Origin of the sequence: Aliivibrio salmonicida LFI1238, assembly GCF_000196495.1 — a bacterium.
Classification (GTDB): Bacteria; Pseudomonadota; Gammaproteobacteria; order Enterobacterales; family Vibrionaceae; genus Aliivibrio; species Aliivibrio salmonicida.
In genome coordinates, this window is sequence record NC_011312.1 from 3,177,816 (window position 1) to 3,197,100 (window position 19,285).

At 40.2% G+C, this 19,285-nt stretch carries 19 protein-coding genes and 2 pseudogenes; 12 read left to right on the plus strand and 9 right to left on the minus strand.

Translation table 11 applies throughout. The annotated features are described in order from the left end of the window. Positions 1–19 precede the first annotated feature (19 nt). Positions 20–817 (plus strand): Cof-type HAD-IIB family hydrolase, encoded by a 798-nt coding sequence (locus tag VSAL_RS15410; RefSeq protein ID WP_012551349.1) that lies wholly within the window; start codon positions 20–22, stop codon positions 815–817. A gap of 82 nt (positions 818–899) precedes the next feature. Here VSAL_RS15410 and VSAL_RS15415 read toward each other — a convergent pair. The 3 genes and pseudogenes from VSAL_RS15415 to tnpA (VSAL_RS15425) all read right to left on the minus strand — a co-directional run bounded on the left by VSAL_RS15415 (position 900) and on the right by tnpA (VSAL_RS15425) (position 3,119). After that, positions 900–2,389 (minus strand): annotated as a pseudogene (locus tag VSAL_RS15415) (IS66-like element ISVsa2 family transposase). A 71-nt stretch (positions 2,390–2,460) separates the two neighbouring features. Next, a complete protein-coding gene (gene tnpB, locus VSAL_RS15420; protein WP_012548924.1) occupies positions 2,461–2,808 on the minus strand; it encodes an IS66 family insertion sequence element accessory protein TnpB in 348 nt (115 codons plus the stop codon). Next, a complete protein-coding gene (gene tnpA / locus VSAL_RS15425) occupies positions 2,805–3,119 on the minus strand; it encodes an IS66 family insertion sequence element accessory protein TnpA (protein ID WP_012548925.1) in 315 nt (104 codons plus the stop codon). The genes tnpB (VSAL_RS15420) and tnpA (VSAL_RS15425) overlap by 4 nt, the downstream gene beginning before the upstream one ends. A 76-nt stretch (positions 3,120–3,195) precedes the next feature. On the opposite strand from tnpA (VSAL_RS15425), the pseudogene VSAL_RS22885 reads away from it, so the two are divergent. Beyond that, positions 3,196–3,327, plus strand: a pseudogene (locus VSAL_RS22885) (tRNA (guanosine(18)-2'-O)-methyltransferase TrmH); the annotation flags it as partial. Positions 3,328–3,822: 495 nt separating this feature from the next. Here the strand turns inward: VSAL_RS22885 and VSAL_RS15430 are convergent. From VSAL_RS15430 to typA, 4 genes are all read right to left on the minus strand, one after another. Further along, positions 3,823–4,722, minus strand: a complete 900-nt coding sequence (locus tag VSAL_RS15430; protein WP_012551350.1) for a bifunctional GNAT family N-acetyltransferase/hotdog fold thioesterase — start codon at positions 4,720–4,722, stop codon at positions 3,823–3,825. A 337-nt stretch (positions 4,723–5,059) separates the two neighbouring features. Further along, positions 5,060–5,494, minus strand: a complete 435-nt coding sequence (gene dtd, locus VSAL_RS15435) for a D-aminoacyl-tRNA deacylase (protein ID WP_012551351.1) — start codon at positions 5,492–5,494, stop codon at positions 5,060–5,062. Then, positions 5,466–6,398 carry a virulence factor BrkB family protein gene (locus VSAL_RS15440; RefSeq protein WP_012551352.1) on the minus strand — a complete coding sequence of 311 codons (933 nt, stop codon included), beginning with the start codon at positions 6,396–6,398 and terminating at the stop codon, positions 5,466–5,468. Before VSAL_RS15440 ends, dtd begins: the two co-directional genes overlap by 29 nt. A gap of 132 nt (positions 6,399–6,530) precedes the next feature. Then, on the minus strand, positions 6,531–8,360 hold the full coding sequence (gene typA, locus VSAL_RS15445; protein ID WP_012551353.1) for a translational GTPase TypA: 1,830 nt from the start codon (positions 8,358–8,360) through the stop codon (positions 6,531–6,533). Between the two features lie 557 nt (positions 8,361–8,917). On the opposite strand from typA, the gene glnA reads away from it, so the two are divergent. The 5 genes from glnA (at position 8,918) to VSAL_RS15465 (ending at position 12,970) form a co-directional block, all read left to right on the plus strand. After that, the gene (glnA, locus tag VSAL_RS15450) at positions 8,918–10,327 is read left to right on the plus strand and encodes a glutamate--ammonia ligase (RefSeq protein ID WP_012551354.1); all 1,410 of its coding nucleotides are present in this window, start codon (positions 8,918–8,920) and stop codon (positions 10,325–10,327) included. A 219-nt stretch (positions 10,328–10,546) separates the two neighbouring features. Next, positions 10,547–10,675: a DUF4124 domain-containing protein gene (locus VSAL_RS22890; RefSeq protein WP_083799298.1), complete on the plus strand. Its 129-nt coding sequence runs from the start codon at positions 10,547–10,549 to the stop codon at positions 10,673–10,675. A 77-nt stretch (positions 10,676–10,752) separates the two neighbouring features. After that, positions 10,753–11,067, plus strand: coding sequence for an IS66 family insertion sequence element accessory protein TnpA (gene tnpA, locus VSAL_RS15455; RefSeq protein WP_012548925.1), 315 nt, complete (start codon positions 10,753–10,755; stop codon positions 11,065–11,067). Next, complete coding sequence (tnpB, locus tag VSAL_RS15460; protein ID WP_012548924.1) at positions 11,064–11,411, plus strand: IS66 family insertion sequence element accessory protein TnpB; 348 nt, start codon at positions 11,064–11,066, stop codon at positions 11,409–11,411. Before tnpA (VSAL_RS15455) ends, tnpB (VSAL_RS15460) begins: the two co-directional genes overlap by 4 nt. Positions 11,412–11,482: 71 nt before the next feature. Beyond that, entirely contained in the window at positions 11,483–12,970 is a 1,488-nt protein-coding gene (locus VSAL_RS15465; protein ID WP_012549008.1) for an IS66-like element ISVsa2 family transposase, read from the plus strand. 133 nt (positions 12,971–13,103) lie between these two features. Here VSAL_RS15465 and asnC read toward each other — a convergent pair whose 3' ends face one another. After that, a complete protein-coding gene (gene asnC / locus VSAL_RS15470; RefSeq protein ID WP_012551355.1) occupies positions 13,104–13,565 on the minus strand; it encodes a transcriptional regulator AsnC in 462 nt (153 codons plus the stop codon). A gap of 155 nt (positions 13,566–13,720) precedes the next feature. Here asnC and VSAL_RS15475 point away from each other — a divergent pair, with 155 nt between their 5' ends. Further along, positions 13,721–14,503 (plus strand): class I SAM-dependent methyltransferase, encoded by a 783-nt coding sequence (locus VSAL_RS15475; protein ID WP_012551356.1) that lies wholly within the window; start codon positions 13,721–13,723, stop codon positions 14,501–14,503. Here VSAL_RS15475 and VSAL_RS15480 read toward each other — a convergent pair. Then, positions 14,500–14,925, minus strand: coding sequence for a universal stress protein (locus VSAL_RS15480; protein ID WP_012551357.1), 426 nt, complete (start codon positions 14,923–14,925; stop codon positions 14,500–14,502). The two genes, VSAL_RS15475 and VSAL_RS15480, sit on opposite strands and share 4 nt — an antisense overlap. Positions 14,926–15,131: 206 nt before the next feature. Here VSAL_RS15480 and ftnA point away from each other — a divergent pair, with 206 nt between their 5' ends. The 4 genes from ftnA (at position 15,132) to VSAL_RS15500 (ending at position 19,264) form a co-directional block, all read left to right on the plus strand. Then, entirely contained in the window at positions 15,132–15,659 is a 528-nt protein-coding gene (gene ftnA, locus VSAL_RS15485) for a non-heme ferritin (protein ID WP_012551358.1), read from the plus strand. 110 nt (positions 15,660–15,769) lie between these two features. Further along, positions 15,770–16,108, plus strand: coding sequence for a universal stress protein UspB (gene uspB / locus VSAL_RS15490; protein ID WP_012551359.1), 339 nt, complete (start codon positions 15,770–15,772; stop codon positions 16,106–16,108). Positions 16,109–16,156: 48 nt separating this feature from the next. Beyond that, positions 16,157–17,341: a BaiN/RdsA family NAD(P)/FAD-dependent oxidoreductase gene (locus VSAL_RS15495; RefSeq protein ID WP_044583342.1), complete on the plus strand. Its 1,185-nt coding sequence runs from the start codon at positions 16,157–16,159 to the stop codon at positions 17,339–17,341. A gap of 117 nt (positions 17,342–17,458) precedes the next feature. Further along, a complete protein-coding gene (locus VSAL_RS15500) occupies positions 17,459–19,264 on the plus strand; it encodes a sensor domain-containing diguanylate cyclase (RefSeq protein ID WP_231850860.1) in 1,806 nt (601 codons plus the stop codon). The last annotated feature ends 21 nt before the right edge of the window (positions 19,265–19,285 follow it).

Consider the following 19,285-nt stretch of genomic DNA (forward strand, 5'->3'; position numbering starts at 1 on the left):
ATTTTCACCATGAGGCTTTATGATTACTATCGTTGCGTCTGATCTTGACGGCACACTGCTTACTCCAGAACACAAACTTGCTGACTTCACGAAAAAAACACTCAATAAACTTCATCAACAAGAACTCACTTTTATTTTTGCGACTGGCCGCCATCACATTGATGTTGGTAATCTACGTAATGAAGTGGGTATTCCGGCTTATATGATCACCTCAAACGGTGCTCGTGTGCATGATGAAAATGACCAACTGATTTACAGTAAAAATGTTCCTCAAACATTAATTCCTCAAGTGATCGATCTTTTAAAAAATGATGACCTGTTGTCTATACATATCTACTCAGATGACCAATGGTTTTTAAATAAAGAAGACGAAGAATTAAAAGAATTTCATGACAATGGCTTCACTTACACCTTATTTGATGTAGAAAAGCCACCACTTGAAAATATTGCTAAAATATTTGTCACCATGCCTGAACACGAATATTTAGTTCAGTATGAAAACCAATTAAAAGAAAAATTTGGTGATCAATTGATGGTCGCATTCTCGACACCTTGGTGCTTAGAAGTGATGGCATCAGAAGTATCTAAAGGTGCAGCACTCGATGCCGTTGCTAAATTATTAGGTAAAACACTCGAAAACTGCATCGCCTTTGGTGATGGCATGAATGACTACGAAATGTTGAGCATGGCAGGCAAAGGAATTGTGATGGGAACATCGCATGAAAAAGTAAAAAAAGCCTTACCAAATAATGAAGTCATTGGTTCTTGCGCTGACGAAGCCGTTGCTCATTACTTAGAAAATTTATTGTTAAAATAGCATTTTAAGTAGTTGGCCTATCATAGGCCAACTACTGATTAACCATTTAAAAACAGTATATTAAGAGTAAGCGTGCGGGGAACTACACCTTGTCTTTTACATTCCAAGGTAAAAGTGAATCGATATCTGGCGATCCAACACATAAACGATCTAGACAATACCTAATATAATCGTAAGGGATTAATCCGTTTGCCTTTGCTGTTTCTACAATGCTGTAAAGCATTGCACTTGAATCTGCACCAGCCGTTGAACCCGAAAATAACCAGTTTTTCCGGCCGATAACAAACGGTTTAACCGCTCGCTCTGCTCGATTGTTATCAATAGATAACAATCCATCATCAATATAACGAACTAATTTATCCCATTGATTTAATGTATAGCTAATCGCCTCACCTAATTTTGTTTTAGGTGATACTCGACTAACTGCGCTATCAAGCCAATCACGGAGCTCTTTAAGTAAATCGCGGGCTTCTGTCTGCCTAGCAACATACTTGGCTTCAGGGGAAGCCTCTTTTAATAACGATTCGATCCGGTATAGCTTTTGGATTTTACTCAATACCCAATCTGCACTCCCTGTTTTCCCTTTTACTTGAACACGTTGAGCCTCAATAAATCGTCGACGTGCGTGTGCCCAACAGCCAACTAAAATCGCTTCAGTTTGTTCATAACCTTGGTAACCATCGGTATGTAAATACCCGTTATAACCTTTTAAAAAGTTAACTGGATGGTTGCCATGCCTGCTAGATTGATAATCATAAAGTACAATTCCAGGCAAAACACCAGAGCCTGGAGAATCATAGCCAGAGCAGTAGACCCACATATAACATTTTGCTTTTTCAACATCCAACACATTTACCGTTGTTTCATCACAATGCAGAGTGGGTTGTTCAAGCAAAATACGATGTAACTCGTTATTAAGAGGGGTAAATAGTACCGAGCATTTTATTAACCAATCCGCCATCGTTCGCCGTCCAATAATGATACCCCATTGCTGAAATAACGTTTCTTGACGATAAAGTGGAAGACTGTATTGAAATTTAGCCGTAATAATTTGAGCAAGTAAACTTGCGGTCGCAATCCCTTTAGGGATTGGTGACGCTGGCATTGGGGCTTGTTTAATGTCTACTGAAGTATTGTTTTTTTCACAATTTCGGCAAGCATATTTAGGACGAACATGTTGAATAACTTCCACTTTAGCTGGTACAAATTCCAACTTTTCACTGATGTCTTTACCCATCGCATGCATCTCTAGACCGCAACACTTACAAGTTTTATCTTTTATGTCGTGGATATAATAACAGTACGCGGTAAGTCTTCAGGTAAGCGTTGGCGTTTTGGCTTTTGACGAGTGTAGGTAATCGTTTGTGTGTCATCATTTTCAATGATGATTTCTTCTTCTGTTTCATTGAATAAATCAAATTGAGTCGAGTCAGATTCACTGCTTTTACCAAAGCGCTGATGTTGAGCCAGCCGAAATTGCTCTAGAAGACGGTTATATTTATTTTCAAGCTGAAGCACAAGTGCTTTCAGCTCGTCAATGGTATCAGGAAGTGGTTTTATTTTATCAGTCATGTAGATGACTATATAACGATAATACAGGTAATCAATCGGTTGCCTCCTATTCTTGACTGAGAATCAACTATTTAAAGGGTTGTTTGATAATGTACCGGTTGATGTCCTAAGATATCAAAACCTTGTAATAGCAGTGTCAGTTGCTGCTCTGATAATGCTAACGTATCGTTATTTATATTTCGTGGCCATTTGAAGCGGTCTTCATCTAATCGCTTGTACCATAAAGCGAATCCTGTTTTATCCCAATACAATATTTTGAGTTTATCACGAGGCTTATTGCAAAATATAAATAGAGCATCACTAAACGGTGATAGTTGCATTTCTTGCTCAACAATCACGACAAGGCCATTAATGGCCTTGCGAAAATCGACAAAATCACGATGAAGATAAATGGTGGAAACATCAGTAAATACATTCATGATTGATACCCTTTTAATAAGAGTCCTATCCAGTGAGGTTCAGTATTAGCTGGCAATGTTAATCGCAATTTTCCGATAGAAAGTTGAATATCTGGTAATTGTGGAGTGGCGATGATAGTTGATGTTAACGCTTCTACTTTCAAGAAAGTAGAAGCGTTAATCTTTTGTTTCCATCGTGCTTTACGTGCACTAAATGTCTTTGGCAGAATATTATGGTTACGACAAAATTCAGCGGCACTAAGCTTGCTAGATTGCTGAGATTCAAATAGAGCGTGCCATTGCTCTGGTGTTCTCTTTTTATCTTTTTGCATAATTACGTTCTCGTTAAATGAAAGATCGTAAGATACGCATAATGAATTTTATTTGTTAGGTGTAGTTCCCCGCACGCTTACGTTTGAACGTGGCCACCCCGTACTTGCTCGTGTCGCAAAACGTAAGAAACTGCCTTACCCTCAATTAGATGGAACGGGACAGATTGTTGCAGATGAGGCGTGGTGGGCAGCGATGCAGGCGAAGTAAAAGTAAAAACTTAGGGTTCACGGGGATTGTTGTGATTACAGCATTCACAATACTGTTCCTCCCCCTTTTTCATCAATGTTACTTGGTAGTAATTGTCAATAATAAGGGGAGGTTAGGAGAGGTTATAAATGAAGAAGTTTCGTTTATCTGCATAATAAAAACAACATAACCAACCCCCTCTAACTCCCCCCTTGTATTCACTATATCGATCTCATAACAGCAGATATAAAGGGGGAGAACCATTCTTTGTCGATGTAACCGCAGCGATCACAGTACTGTTCCCTCCCCTTAATAAGGGGAGGGTTAGGGAGGGGTTATTGCGATACAGGTAGAATTGAATACCAATCTACCTTGATTACACGCTGTTAGTTCTTGACCCCCTCCCAGCCTCCCCCTTACTAAGGGGGAGGAGCTTAAAAGCAAACACCTCTGCTTTTTTCTCTTCCTGAATCCTTAAGGACGAAGTCCCTCCTTAAGAAGCGAAGCGCCCTGCTCTTACTCCCTCATCAACATAAACGTCCCTGAAAACTCGGCTGCAGACTTATCACCATTACACAAAGCAACCGTTACTTTTACACGCGCTCGTTTACCTGATTTCAAACGATCAAAATCCCCTTGCAAGCAATTGAGTGACGTAATGCCCTTTGGGTTTTCTGTGATTGGTTGACGATAACGAATATGACTATCAACGAGCATAATACTGGTGGTATCCAAACCTCGTTCTTTAAGCAACAACCACACAATTCCCCACGCGGTTAACGTGCCCATGGTAAAAATACTGCCTGCAAACATCGTATTATGAGGATTAAGGTTTGCATTTAGTACTGCGCTAACTTCAAAGCGATAACCAGTATATTGTGTAATTTTAATGCCCATTTTATCGCTAATCGGAATTTCTTTATCCCAACGATCTTGCAATTCAGCACACCAATCAGGCCTACGAATAACGTCTGACAATGGATCAAGCGGTTTTAACATTTGTTGATGACGAATAGGCCCACGTTCATCACTCAGTTCCCCTTGATTTGCAAAGCCATTACGCACATAAAACGGAATGGCTTCTTCACGGGCGTTACATACAAGACGTTTAGCCCCTTCTTGGCGCGCGTAAGACTCTAGGGCGACCATTATCAATGCACCAATGCCTTTACCGCGATAATGTGGAGAAACCGCCATATAGCGGATTTGGCCATCATTATCAGGAGTAAGGTATAAACGTCCGACTGCCACGGGCTTCCCTCTGCCATCAACAATCATCCGATGCTGACTCATGTCGTCATACGCATCACGCTCAGAGCCTTCAGGCTGACGCCAAGGTTCACGCAGTACTTGCCAACGAAAATGATAGTAGGCTTTTAGTTCGGCCTCTGTGGTTGGGGTAATCAATCGAAACATATAAATCCTTTTATTGTGATTAGAGACGAGGGCGCTACGCTTCTAGGGTCCAGTACGGACTTCGTCCTCGAGAAAGAGCTAGAGCTCAAGGGGATAGTTGTGATTTCAGCGAGAGAGATACAGTTCCCTCCCCTTAATAAGGGGAGGGTTAGGGAGGGGTTATTGCGATACAGGTAGAATTGAATACCAATCTACCTTGATTATACGCTGTTAGTTCTTGACCCCCTCCCAGCCTCCCCCTTAGTAAGGGGAAGGAGCTAAAAGTAAACACCTCTGAATTCTACTCTTTGGCTTTTCCTTGCCCTCGAGCGAAGCGTCTTTAATTCTCGCCCCTGCTCTACACCTGCAACCAAAATGTCACAGGCCCATCATTCACTAACGATACTTTCATATCAGCCGCAAAACGGCCTCTTTGCGTGGTTAATTTTTCGTCACATAAATCAGAGAAGTGATCATATAAGCGCTCAGCGTCGATAGGGTTCGCACCTTTAGAAAACCCTGGACGCGTTCCCTTTTTCGTATCTGCAGGTAAAGTAAACTGAGAAACAACCAATACGCTACCATTCACTTGTTGCACATTTAAGTTCATTTTCCCTTCATCGTCTTCAAAGATACGATAAGTCAGAACTCTTTCCACTAAACGCTTCGCTTTCGCTTCATCGTCTTCTCTTTCAACACCAAGTAATATTAATAAACCTTGATTAATTTCACCTGTGATCTCGCCATCAACACGTACTGAGGCTTCACTTACTCTTTGGATCAGTGCTATCACTTTCTGTTAATCCTTTTGATTCTGTTAATACCGTATTCTCAGCATCAAATACATGCGTATTTATTTTATCTATCAACCACTGATCGGATTCACCCAGACTTGCAGTGATTTCTGCACCAATTAACACAATGATCCAACACAGATAAATCCATACAAATAGAATCGGTACCGCCGCTAAAGCGCCATAAATAACTTCATAAGATGGAAATTGCGTAATGTATTGTGCAAAACCCACCTTGCTGACTTCAAACAAGCACCCTGCTGACATCGCACCAACAAGCGCGTGTCTTACTCGTATTTTTTTATTTGGAACCAGTAAATACAAGCCTAAAAATGCTGAGAATGACAAAATAATAGGTAACCACCCCAGCAGCGTTCGATAAAAACTGGAGACGATTTCATCATCCATAATGTTTAATGACGTCACATACGATGTCGCCGCTAAGCTAGCCCAAACCAATAATGGACCTAAGGTTAAAATCATCCAATACAATGAAAATGAATACATTGGACGACGCTTTTTCTTCACTCGCCAAATGTAATTCAAGCTACGGTCAATTGCCGATATCAACATCACAGAGGCAACAAATAAGAACCCAGACCCGACGGCAGTCATCTTGCCCGTATTTGAAATAAATTCTTTCAGACTTCCTTCAACCGCATCACTGGCGGCTGGTACAAAGTTCTGAATAACAAACTCTTGTACTGTCTCTCCAGCTCCTGAAAAAATAGGAAACTGAGATAACACAGAAAGTAAGACAGTGACTAAAGGAACCAATGATAACAACGTAATATAGGCCATATAACCCGCACTGACCGTTAATCGGTCATGAATAATGCGTTGCTTTAAAAATAAAAAATATGACCAGCTAATCCTTAGCGAATATTTAAACTTCTCTTCCATAATATCTGACTCTTTAAAATTGCCTTTATTTATCATAACAGATAAAAAAAATCCCTTCGTAGTTGCCTACAAAGGGATTTGATATTTATTCAATTTACAATTTAACGATAACGCTAAATCAAAAATTAATAATTACTTAGGTGTACGACCAGCACGTTTACGATCGTTCTCTGTAAGTAGTTTCTTACGGATACGAATGCTTAGTGGTGTTACTTCTACTAGCTCATCAACGTCGATGAATTCAAGAGCTTGCTCAAGAGTCAAATCGATGAAAGGAGAAAGCGTTTGTGCTTCATCAGTACCAGAAGAACGAACGTTAGTCAGTTGCTTACCACGGATACAGTTAACGGTAAGGTCGTTTGCACGGTTATGAATACCGATGATTTGACCTTCGTATACTTCTGTAGCGTGACCTAAGAATAAACGACCACGATCTTGTAGGAAGAATAGTGAGTAAGTAACGGCTTTACCAGCTTGGTTACAAATTAGTACACCATTTTTACGTTGACCAATTGTGCCGCCTTTGTGAGGGCCGTAATGATCGAACGAGTGGTAGATAAGACCAGAACCAGAAGTCATTGTCATGAATTCAGTTTGGAAACCGATAAGACCACGAGAAGGCATCATAAAGTCCATACGTACACGGCCTTTACCATCTGGAGCCATATCAGTTAGTTCACCCTTACGAGTACCGATACTTTCCATTACCGCGCCTTGGTTCTCTTCAACTACATCGATTGTTACCGTTTCAAACGGTTCCATTAGTTGACCATCTACCATACGTTCGATAACTTCAGGACGAGATACTGCTAGCTCGAAACCTTCACGACGCATGTTTTCGATTAAGATACCTAGATGAAGTTCACCACGACCAGATACTTTAAATTTATCCGGATCACCCGTTTCTTCAACTTTAAGTGCAACGTTGTGTACTAGCTCTTTTTGTAAACGCTCAAGGATGTTACGTGAAGTAACGAATTTACCTTCTTTACCACAGAATGGTGAGTTGTTTACTTGGAAAGTCATTGTTACCGTTGGTTCATCAACTGTTAGTGGCGGCAATGCTTCAACATTGTTTTGCGCACAAACTGTATCAGAAATTTTAAGCTCGCCTAAACCACTGATTGCAACAATGTTACCCGCTTCTGCAAGTTCAACATCATGACGCTCAAGACCTAAGTAACCTAATACTTGACCAATTTTGCCTTTACGTTCTTTGCCGTCAGCACCGATAACAGTAACCGCTTGGTTAACTTTAACGCTACCACGTGTAATACGACCAACACCGATAACACCAACGTATGCGTTGTGATCAAGTTGAGAAATTTGCATTTGGAAGTCACCGTCACGGTCTGCAACAGGTGCATCAACACCGTCAACGATCGCTTGGAATAAAGATTCCATGTTTTCAGTTTCTTCTTCTGATTCAGCGTTAGCCCAACCATTTAGTGCAGAAGCATAAACAACTTTAAAGTCTAGTTGCTCATCAGTTGCGCCTAGGTTATCGAATAAATCAAATACTTGATCCATAACCCACTCAGGACGAGCGCCTGGACGGTCAACCTTGTTGATTACAACGATTGGTTTTAGACCGTGAGCAAATGCTTTTTGCGTTACGAAACGCGTTTGAGGCATTGGACCGTCAACAGCATCTACAATAAGTAGAACCGAATCAACCATAGACATAATACGCTCAACTTCACCACCGAAATCGGCGTGTCCTGGAGTATCTACGATGTTGATGTTGTAACCGTTCCAAGTAATCGCTGTGTTCTTAGCAAGGATCGTGATACCACGTTCTTTTTCGATATCGTTCGAGTCCATGACGCGCTCTTCAGCTTCACCACGAGATTCAAGCGTACCTGATTGCTGGAGCAATTTATCAACCAAAGTTGTTTTACCGTGGTCGACGTGCGCAATAATTGCGATATTTCTTAGTTTATCAAGCTGTGGAGTAGACATGGATTCAAATTCACTCAGAACGTGTAGAGCCACCATTGGCGCTACTTTGGTTTAAAAACGGTCAATAATTTAACAGATTTTAGAGCAAAACCCACGAAATATGTGATTGAAGACACAATTTTTTTTCAATTAATTTAATCAAGCCCACAAAAGTGATGAAAAAACAACCAAAAAGCAAGAAACCCCATCAATTTATATTCTTACTTTATTTTTTTCAACAAAAAACAAAAACAAAACATTATCAATAACTTAAACGATTAATTTGCTTTTTCCAATTATTTTAACAAGGGATTATATTGACAAATATGGCATTTCACGGCTGAATAGCAGATAGAAGTAAATTAGTGATGATTTAATTTTTTATTTTCCGACGCTCGACTTGCACCAAATGGGTGCAAACAAAGATCAACTTGGTGCAACTCCCAAGTTGAAATGAAGATAAAAAAACCTAAACCACTAATATTAAAGGATTATTACTTTTGGCACAGTTTTGGCTATATAGTTAATAACAGCCTAACTGGCCAATATTTATATTATAACACCGGAGGTTATCCTACATGTCAGTAGAAAACGTATTCGCTCTAATTCAAGAAAACGAAGTAAAATTTATTGATTTACGCTTTACCGATACAAAAGGTAAAGAGCAACATATCTCAATTCCTTCTCATCAAGTTGATGCAGACTTCTTCGAAGACGGCAAAATGTTTGATGGTTCTTCAGTTGCTGGCTGGAAAGGCATTAACGAATCTGACATGGTTATGATGCCAGATGCAGCAAGTGCGGTACTTGACCCATTCACTGCTGATGCAACCTTAAATATTCGTTGTGATATCCTTGAACCAACAACAATGCAAGGTTACGATCGTGACCCTCGCTCAATTGCAAAACGCTCTGAAGACTACTTACGCTCGACAGGTCTTGCTGACACAGTTTTAGTCGGTCCAGAACCAGAATTCTTCCTATTTGATGACGTTCGCTTTAGCACTGATATGTCAGGTTCTTTCTTTAAGATTGATGATATCGAAGCCGCGTGGAACTCAGGTACTGAATACGAAGGCGGCAACAAAGGCCACCGTCCTGGCGTTAAAGGGGGTTACTTCCCAGTCGCTCCTGTTGATTCATCTCAAGATATCCGTTCTGCTATGTGTTTAATCATGGAAGAAATGGGTCTTGTTGTTGAAGCACATCACCACGAAGTAGCAACGGCGGGTCAAAATGAGATCGCAACTCGCTTCAATACGCTAACAAACAAGGCAGATGAAACTCAAATCTATAAGTATGTTGTTCATAACGTAGCTCACGCTTACGGTAAAACAGCGACTTTCATGCCAAAACCACTGGTTGGTGACAACGGTTCGGGCATGCACGTACATATGTCATTGAACAAAGATGGACAAAACTTATTTGCTGGCGATAAGTACGGCGGCCTATCAGAAATGGCTATCTTCTTTATTGGCGGTATCATTAAACACGCTCGTGCTATCAACGCATTTGCTAACCCAACAACTAACTCATACAAGCGTCTTGTCCCTGGTTTTGAAGCTCCGGTAATGCTTGCATATTCTGCTCGTAACCGTTCAGCGTCTATCCGTATCCCAGTGGTACCAAGCCCGAAAGCACGTCGTATCGAAGTTCGTTTTGGTGACCCTGCAGCAAACCCATACTTAAGCTACTCAGCAATGCTAATGGCTGGTCTTGACGGAATTAAGAACAAGATCCACCCAGGTGAAGCAATGGATAAAGATCTGTATGACCTTCCTGCGGAAGAAGCAGCTGAAATTCCAAAAGTAGCTGAATCTCTAGATATCGCACTACAAGCTCTGGATTCTGATCGTGAATTCTTAACGGCGGGTGGCGTATTCTCTAGTGATTTCATTGATTCTTACATCACTCTAAAATCTCAAGACGTTGCCGCTATCAACACTGCTGTTCACCCTCTTGAATTTGAAATGTATTACTCAGTTTAATTCTGACGTAACAAATTGAAATCAATCTGATGTTTTTAGGCTCGCTTCACAAGCGAGCCTTTTTTATATTGGCAAAACCTCATTTACACGCAACACTCCTTACACACACTACAACACTCGCCATTTAACGAATTGTATTGTTATGCATAAACTAAACGAGATTTCACTTTTGAAGTAGCTTATTGAAATCAAATAATAACCATCATCAATGGTGGAACCATGCCTCATACCTACATCGTACTTTTATTTCTTAGCCTATTCTCCCTACCTTCTACCGCAAATACCGTTTACACATGGGAAGATAAATCGGGTGTCCGACATTTCAGTGACACTCCCCCAGCAAGGTAAGCGTGCGGGGAACTACACCTAACAAATAAAATTCATTATGCGTATCTTACGATCTTTCATTTAACGAGAACGTAATTATGCAAAAAGATAAAAAGAGAACACCAGAGCAATGGCACGCTCTATTTGAATCTCAGCAATCTAGCAAGCTTAGTGCCGCTGAATTTTGTCGTAACCATAATATTCTGCCAAAGACATTTAGTGCACGTAAAGCACGATGGAAACAAAAGATTAACGCTTCTACTTTCTTGAAAGTAGAAGCGTTAACATCAACTATCATCGCCACTCCACAATTACCAGATATTCAACTTTCTATCGGAAAATTGCGATTAACATTGCCAGCTAATACTGAACCTCACTGGATAGGACTCTTATTAAAAGGGTATCAATCATGAATGTATTTACTGATGTTTCCACCATTTATCTTCATCGTGATTTTGTCGATTTTCGCAAGGCCATTAATGGCCTTGTCGTGATTGTTGAGCAAGAAATGCAACTATCACCGTTTAGTGATGCTCTATTTATATTTTGCAATAAGCCTCGTGATAAACTCAAAATATTGTATTGGGATAAAACAGGATTCGCTTTATGGTACAAGCGATTAGATGAAGACCGCTTCAAATGGCCACGAAATATAAATAACGATACGTTAGCATTATCAGAGCAGCAACTGACACTGCTATTACAAGGTTTTGATATCTTAGGACATCAACCGGTACATTATCAAACAACCCTTTAAATAGTTGATTCTCAGTCAAGAATAGGAGGCAACCGATTGATTACCTGTATTATCGTTATATAGTCATCTACATGACTGATAAAATAAAACCACTTCCTGATACCATTGACGAGCTGAAAGCACTTGTGCTTCAGCTTGAAAATAAATATAACCGTCTTCTAGAGCAATTTCGGCTGGCTCAACATCAGCGCTTTGGTAAAAGCAGTGAATCTGACTCGACTCAATTTGATTTATTCAATGAAACAGAAGAAGAAATCATCATTGAAAATGATGACACACAAACGATTACCTACACTCGTCAAAAGCCAAAACGCCAACGCTTACCTGAAGACTTACCGCGTACTGTTATTATCCACGACATAAAAGATAAAACTTGTAAGTGTTGCGGTCTAGAGATGCATGCGATGGGTAAAGACATCAGTGAAAAGTTGGAATTTGTACCAGCTAAAGTGGAAGTTATTCAACATGTTCGTCCTAAATATGCTTGCCGAAATTGTGAAAAAAACAATACTTCAGTAGACATTAAACAAGCCCCAATGCCAGCGTCACCAATCCCTAAAGGGATTGCGACCGCAAGTTTACTTGCTCAAATTATTACGGCTAAATTTCAATACAGTCTTCCACTTTATCGTCAAGAAACGTTATTTCAGCAATGGGGTATCATTATTGGACGGCGAACGATGGCGGATTGGTTAATAAAATGCTCGGTACTATTTACCCCTCTTAATAACGAGTTACATCGTATTTTGCTTGAACAACCCACTCTGCATTGTGATGAAACAACGGTAAATGTGTTGGATGTTGAAAAAGCAAAATGTTATATGTGGGTCTACTGCTCTGGCTATGATTCTCCAGGCTCTGGTGTTTTGCCTGGAATTGTACTTTATGATTATCAATCTAGCAGGCATGGCTACCATCCAGTTAACTTTTTAAAAGGTTATAACGGGTATTTACATACCGATGGTTACCAAGGTTATGAACAAACTGAAGCGATTTTAGTTGGCTGTTGGGCACACGCACGTCGACGATTTATTGAGGCTCAACGTGTTCAAGTAAAAGGGAAAACAGGGAGTGCAGATTGGGTATTGAGTAAAATCCAAAAGCTATACCGGATCGAATCGTTATTAAAAGAGGCTTCCCCTGAAGCCAAGTATGTTGCTAGGCAGACAGAAGCCCGCGATTTACTTAAAGAGCTCCGTGATTGGCTTGATAGCGCAGTTAGTCGAGTATCACCTAAAACAAAATTAGGTGAGGCGATTAGCTATACATTAAATCAATGGGATAAATTAGTTCGTTATATTGATGATGGATTGTTATCTATTGATAACAATCGAGCAGAGCGAGCGGTTAAACCGTTTGTTATCGGCCGGAAAAACTGGTTATTTTCGGGTTCAACGGCTGGTGCAGATTCAAGTGCAATGCTTTACAGCATTGTAGAAACAGCAAAGGCAAACGGATTAATCCCTTACGATTATATTAGGTATTGTCTAGATCGTTTATGTGTTGGATCGCCAGATATCGATTCACTTTTACCTTGGAATGTAAAAGACAAGGTGTAGTTCCCCGCACGCTTACTAACTAGGGACTATAAGAGTCAGTATGATTGGCGTGAATTGTATCTATTAAATCGTTAGTACTTTTGATTCTATAGCTTCTAGAGCGAAGCGTTCTAGTTAGCACAGCGTATAGTCTTTACGGCTTCACATTCCTACTGATTGGATTCTGTAACGAAATCAGCGTTTCCGTTGATTGAACTTCCTCAATCGCTTGTAGCTTATCAATCAATACATGCTGTAGTTCTTGAATGCTTTTGCACATCAGTTTCACAAAAATATTGTAAGCACCGGTGGTGTAATAAGCTTCCACGACTTCTTCTAATGCGTCGAGTTTCGCGATGGCAGAGTGGTAGTCACGGGCCGCGTATAAATTAATGCCGATAAAGCAGCAGACATCGTAGCCCAGCGTTTTAGGGTTAACGATAACCTCTGTGCCTTCAATGATTTTTGCGGCTTTCATTTTTTCAATACGAACATGGATAGTTGCAGGACTAACATTAAAACGTTTAGCAAGCTCTGCATAAGGGGTTCGAGCATCATTCATCAAGGCTTGCAGAATATCTCGGTCAAGATCATCGATTTTACTGGTGTTGTTCATGAGGCAGCCTTAAGCAGGGTTATTTATATATCAATATTCTTACTAAGCTACCTTAAGGGAGGGTTTTCAGCGAGTACTTTATCTAGTCGTTCTGAAGAATATCTATTACCATAGTCCCCTTACTGTTCTTATTATTAAGTGTGTTGGAGTACCCCGTGCAAATAGCGTTATTGTGTGAAGACCTAAATCGTCAATCTGAACTCGAGGCCATTGCCACTCGTTGGGGATTAACGCACGATGAAGATAATGTCTTTGCGTTGGTACTGACAACACAACAGCTTGAATTACGTAAACGAGATGAACCGAAGCTAGGGGCAATCTTTGTTGATTTGGTCTCTGGTGCCGTAGCGCATCGCCGTAAGTTTGGTGGTGGTAAAGGCCAGTCTATAGCGAAAGCGGTTGGATTGAATAAAGGCGCAACCCCATTGGTTCTGGATGGAACGGCAGGGCTAGGGCGAGATGCGTTTGTTTTGGCTTCTTTAGGATGCAAAGTGCAAATGGTAGAGCGTCATCCAGTGGTGGCCGCCTTGCTTGATGATGGCTTATCGCGAGCGAAACACGATGCCGATATTGGTGGCTGGGTATCGCAACGAATGTCTCTGTTGCATGCATCAAGTCATGATGCGTTAGAGCAATTAATGGCACAAGATGATTTTGTACAGCCCGATGTTGTGTACCTTGATCCTATGTACCCACACCCTGAAAATAAAAAGAAAAGTGCGCTCGTTAAGAAAGAAATGCGAGTGTTCCAATCGTTGGTTGGTGCAGATAATGATGCCGATGCATTGTTAGCACCGGCATTATTGATGGCCACGAAACGTGTTGTTGTGAAGCGTCCTGATTATGCTGAATGGCTAGATAATCAAAAGCCTTCGATGGCGATTGAAACGAAGAAGAATCGTTTCGATGTGTATGTTAACGCTGGAATGAAGTCTTAATCTTTAAATGGCACAACAAGAACGTCAATTGGACAGGTGTTGATCACTTGTCTGGTTGATGATAATAATTTACTCCAGAAATCTTGGTGATGACCACAAACCACAAGGTTTACATCTAAGTTTTCAATTGCTTCGCACAACTCACTGCTTAGATCCCCACTACTTACCAATGTTTTATGAATTGGATAATCTGCAAAGGTCACTAAATGCTTCATGGCTTCGTGCGATGCTTCCATTGCTTGGTGTTGTGTTTCAGCCAGATTAATATCAATTAATCCGGTATATAATTCTGCATAGCTAACATCAATGTGAATAAAAGAGACTTTCGCATCAAGAGCCTTGGCTAAACCAACCGCTTTAGTGACCAGTGACTTACTCTCTTCTGTTAAATCGACAGCAACAAGAATATGTTTATAGCTCATAATTTATCTCCTAGGTAATCCAAAAGTTAAATCCCTTTTGAATTCGATATTTAAGATGGATTATCTATAGATTAGCACCAGTCTTTCTCTTTTTTTGTCGTTTAGGTCTCGTTCTGTCTCATGTCTTCTGATTAATTAAAATACAGATTACCTATGGTATAGTAGACTCAGTTTCGAATGAAAATGAGCCATAAAGGAATTCAACTATGTTAGCGAAAACCATGATCGATCATCTTAATGCGCAAATTAACCTAGAATTTTTTTCATCTAACCTATACTTACAAATGAGTGCTTGGTGTGAAGATAAAGGGTTTGATGGCGCAGCGTCGTTTTTCCGTGCTCACGCATCGGAAGAAATGGAACATATGCAACGTTTATTCACTTACGTGAGTGAAACAGGTTCAATGCCTATCTTAGGTGCGATTGAAGCACCACAATCTGAATTTTCAGGGTTGGGCGATGTGTTCCGTACGACATTAGAACATGAGAAAATGATCACGCAAGAGATCAATAAATTAGCTCATGTTGCTTTTACTTCTCAAGATTACTCAACGTTTAATTTCCTTCAGTGGTACGTGGCAGAGCAGCATGAAGAAGAGAAATTATTCAAAGGCATTTTAGATAAAATTGACCTAGTAGGTGAAGACGGTAAAGCGTTATTCTTTATCGATAAAGATTTAGCTGTATTAGCAAAATCTGGTTCGTCATCTATTATGGATAGCACTGCTGGGTAAGAAAAAGCACCCCTCAATGTAGTATGTATTTATGACGATTTGTATAAATACAGGTAGATGACCGGTCGTCACTTATCCAGCTCTTATGACAAGTATGTCTGGAGGTTATTATGGTAAGTGGCGATCTTATTTTATTGGCGTTGTTTTCGGTTACAAGTCTGAATGTGATCCGTTATTTCAGTACACTCAAAACTCTTCTCTTTATTATGCGTGAAGCGCATCCTCTGTTGTACCAACAAGTTGATGGCCGTGGTTTTTTTACCACTCATGGCAATATCGGCAAACAAAGCAAATTATTTCATTATTTATGGCAAGAAGAGTATTTAAATCATCACGATACACTTTTTGTATTTAAGTGTGAGAAAGCGCGTTATCTCTTCATGTTATCGAGTGCTTTGCTTTTCGTTACCGTCGCGGTGTTTTTCTTGGTAATTAGTTTGGGCATCTAGAGCTGAAAATAGTAAACTCCCTCCCAATTGAATTTGGGTGAGAGTGTCATGAAAAAAGTAGACGTAGTGGTTATCGGTGCAGGCGCTGCAGGATTAATGTGTGCAGCTGAAGCCGGCAAACGAGGCCGCAGTGTTTTAGTTGTCGATCACGCTAAAAAACCGGGACGTAAAATTTTAATCTCTGGTGGTGGTCGTTGTAATTTTACGAATTACGATGTGTCAGCAACTCACTTTGTTTGTAACAACGCTCACTTTGTGAAATCGGCATTGTCTCAATACACTAACTGGGATTTCATCTCTTTAGTGTCTAAATACGGCATCGAATTTGAAGAGCGCGATCATGGCCAATTATTCTGTGTCGATTCGGCAAAAGAAATTGTCGATATGCTGCTAAAAGAATGTGAACTGGCTAATGTGAATTATCGCTACCGCTGCGAGATTCAGGATGTTAAAAAGAGTGAATCCGGTTTTTCTCTGATGCTTGATACTGATCGTATCGAATGTGAATCTTTGGTGATCGCGACGGGTGGACTATCAATGCCGAAATTAGGTGCAACCCCGTTTGGTTATCAATTGGCTGAGCAGTTTGGTTTATCAATGGTTCCAACGACGGCAGGTCTTGTTCCGTTCACGTTGCATAAAGAAGATAAAGACGCGTTTTCTGAACTGTCAGGCATTGCGATTCCAGTGGTTGTAGAATCAGAAAGTGGTGATAGCTTTAAAGAAAATCTCTTATTTACCCACCGTGGTTTATCTGGCCCCTCAATCCTACAAATTTCTTCATATTGGAACGCAGGTCAAAAAGTAATGATAGATTTGTTACCAAATGACGATTTGTCCGAAGAATTAGATACTATGCGTATCGATCATCCCAATCAAAGCGTTAAAAATTCATTAGCTAAATTATTGCCTAAAAGAGTGGTTGAAACCTTATTAAAGAATACTATTTTTAATGATCGTTCTCTTAAGCAAATCAATAACAAAGAACAAGAACAGCTGTGTTCGTTGTTCCATAAATGGCAAGTTCTTCCTAATGGCACTGAAGGGTATCGTACCGCGGAAGTCACGCTAGGAGGGGTTGATAGCAATGAATTGTCGTCTAAAACCATGGAATCGAAAAAAGTACCTGGTCTGTATTTTGTCGGGGAAGTAATGGATGTAAGTGGTTGGCTTGGCGGCTATAACTTTCAGTGGGCATGGTCGAGCGGTTATGTTGCAGGGATAAACGTATAGGATTACCTAATAATCATTAAGTCATTATTGGTTTATTCTAAAAATAGGGGCGCATAGGTGCCTCTGTTTTATATGTGACGAGCTAAATATATTAAAATAATAAGGGCTTAATTAACGATGCAAACTCTCTCGTTTAGTGTTCAGAGACTTACACAACTCCATGAGGAGTGTGATTCACTATCTATAGAGCTTGGAACCGCGTGTTTAATTCAAATATTTTCTTCTCAACAACCAGAGATTGTTGATGATTATTATGCTTCTTTACAGCATTTTTTCCCTAACTCGGAAGTGATTGGCCTTAGCGTTATTCATTCCAGTATTGATGCGTCAATTTTTACTGATTCAACCGTAATTAGTATTTCTATTCTCGATTCTTCTCAACTTACTTCTGCTTCAGTGTTTCATTCTCAAGATGAAACTCGCGTTGGCCATCATCTATTAAGACGACTCTCTATTGGACAAACAACAAAAGCGATCATTGCCTTTGGTTGTTATGGTTCAGCGAGTAATTATAAACTTTTCGATGCCTTTTCAGAACACCAAAATCAAATACCAGTGTCTGGAGGCGTTGCCGCAGATACCGGAAAAGGAACATGGGTATTTTTAAATGGTCGATTTTATTACGATCAAATTGTTGCGGTAGCGATGCATGGAGAACAACTGCAAGCGTGGTCAGAAGCGTTTGTGGAATGGAACCCAATTGGTAAGCGTTTTCGAATTACTTCTTCAGAAGGTAATATTGTAAAAACGATAGATCACCTTCTTACGTATGATTTTTACTGTAAGTACCTTGCTGATAACAAATTGACGGCATTAAGCCAAATTCAAGCATTTCCTTTAATGTTGAAAGAAGACACCGTGCGCTACATCAATGGGGTGGAGGCGATTACAGAAGAAGGGTACCTTCAGTTTGCTTCACCGATCCCAACGGGGGATGAAGTTCGATTATGCTATTACCATCCTTCATTGACTCAAGAGCAAGTGAATCAAGGCGCAATAAGACTGGCAAAGAAACAACCTGAATCTATTTTTATTTATAATTGTGAATCTCGAATTGAAAGCAGTTCGGAATCGACAGAGCTGCAAACTTTCTCAGATATTGGTTCGTGCCAAGGTATTTATGGAATGGGCGAGTTTTTCCGTTCTCATAAGCAACTCATCTTGCACCATAGTTTAACCTACTTAGCTCTGAGAGAGTCAGTTGCAGAAACGATTGATTCTGGATTTGCTCCCTCACCAAGAGAGCATAATTTAACGCCTTTGTTTTCATTAATAAAAAATGCGATTCAAGATGTTGATCAAATGACCTCGGAGATGGAAAAGAAAATCCACGACCAATCGATGCGCCTTATCCAAACGTATCGTACTGACCGACGAACTGGTCTCCTTAATCGGATCGTTCTGAAAGAGCGCCTTGAACATATTGCAGAAACCGATCACTTAGTGTCTTTTAAGCTCACCAATTTAAGCCAAGTGAATGAAAAATATGGTTATCAAGTCGGGGATAAATTACTTCAAGACATCAGTAAATACTTAGAAGATCAACTTGCTAGCGCGATTGGGGCGGCAGTCGAGCTTTACAGTATCGGTATTGCTGAATGGGGAGTGGTTTTTCACAGCAATAAGAACAGTGAAGTTTTACGTAAATACATTACGGACTTTATTGAAGGCATTGAGCACGTAAGTTTTGAACCTTATGGCCTTAATGATGTGGATTATCTCAGTGTGACTATTTCTGGTGGTTTAATTAGCCGTCGTGATTTCCCTCAGATTGCAGTCGAAGAACTTATTTTAAAAACCGTAGAAGCCCGTCGAGTAGCGATGCGTCGAAATCGTCACTTATGTAACGCACGTGATTTATTGAAAGAAGAGCGATTACGCCAAAGCCAGTTGGATTGTAAGCGTGCGGGGAACTACACCTAACAAATAAAATTCATTATGCGT